Genomic DNA, 1,393 nt, shown 5'->3' on the forward strand with positions numbered 1-1,393 from the left:
GTGTATCGGCTCCGGTTGTTTGGACACGCTTTTGCAGCTCAGGCGGCCAACTTCATCAGCCTTTCCTGACGGGCTTCGATGGGTGATTTGAAGCCCAGCTTTTCAAGGCGCCAGTCGCGATTGTATTGATTTCTGAACGCAATGGCGGCAGCACGAACTTCCTCCAGGTTCTTGAAGATGCGCCCATGAATAGCCTGTTCCTTCATCGTTCGGTTGAACCGTTCGGCGACGCCGTTGGTCTGTGGTTCGGCGACGAAGGCATCGCTCGGCGTGATGCCCCAGAACCTGATCTGGTCGCGGAAGTCGTCCGAGGTGTATTGCGAACCGTGATCCATACGCAGCGACAACCCGCGGCCCGAGTCGGCGAGTACCGAGCCAAACGCGTCCAGCAGCCCTTGGGCGATCGGCTCAAGAGCTGCGAAGCGGTCACCGATTTTCGCGGCATGGATGCCGGTGCACATGCCATCGCAGTGATCCACGGCCGAGAAGATCCAAACCATGCCGTCGTCCACGGTCGCGATGCGCACGCCGTCGGTTCCCCACATCTCATTGGGCCGATCAGTCGTGATTCGGCCGTCGTGACGACTGGGTTCGCCGCGCGCCTGACGGTGCGGCGAGAGCAACCTGTGCTCGCGCATCAACCGCAGTACGCGGGTCCGGGAGACACGGATGTCGTGCACGATGCGCAGCCGTGCCCATACCTTGCGATGCCCCTCGCCACTGAACGGCGAAGCCGCGAGATCGTCGCGGATGGCCTTCAGCAAGTCGGCATCGTGCATCTTCGGCTTCGGTCCACGCCTGCGCGGAACCATCGGCGTCACCTTGGTGCTCGCTCTGGCACGAATGGCATAGATGGTCGAGCGCGGGAATTCGAGCACCTGGCAAACCCGTTGCAATCCAAAGGGCTTGCCTGCACTGACGGAGATCTCGCGGCTCATGTCGACGATCTCCGACCGGTCAAAGGGCGACGGGCCTGCAGTTGACGTTCCTTACGCAGGATCTCGTTTTCCATAGACAGCTCGCCCACGCGTCGCACGGCGTCATTGAGCCGAGCTTCCAGCGGATCGCTGGTCCGTGTCTTCAGGCCAGCCTCCATGCCAGCCAATGCCAGTTCCCGCCATTGCTCGAGCTCGGCGATCGTCACGCCGACTTCACGCGACACGGCGTCGACAGGTTCGCCGCGCAACAACCGAAGGACCACGCTACGTTTGCGGCCGGTCGACCAACGTTTGACTTCGGCGGCGCCAGAGGCGCTTCCAGTCGCGCTACGCGCTCCTTCCAGCGCCTCTGGCGCAACCGCACCCGCATCAGCTTTCTTTAACATCGACCACTCCAGTTTGGATCACACGTTCTACCCCAAATCTGTGTCCAAAAAAACTGGAGGCGCCGCACG

The 1,393-nt window shown here is 61.7% G+C and carries 2 protein-coding genes; both read right to left on the minus strand.

Going from position 1 to position 1,393, the window contains the following annotated elements:
* Positions 1-38: 38 nt before the first annotated feature.
* A complete protein-coding gene (locus tag AWB78_RS42545; protein ID WP_062613299.1) occupies positions 39-938 on the minus strand; it encodes an IS3 family transposase in 900 nt (299 codons plus the stop codon).
* Positions 935-1,324, minus strand: a complete 390-nt coding sequence (locus AWB78_RS42550; protein ID WP_062613301.1) for a transposase — start codon at positions 1,322-1,324, stop codon at positions 935-937. Before AWB78_RS42550 ends, AWB78_RS42545 begins: the two co-directional genes overlap by 4 nt.
* Between the last annotated feature and the right edge of the window lie 69 nt (positions 1,325-1,393).

Source organism: Caballeronia calidae, assembly GCF_900044055.2.
GTDB classification, from domain to species: Bacteria; Pseudomonadota; Gammaproteobacteria; order Burkholderiales; family Burkholderiaceae; genus Caballeronia; species Caballeronia calidae.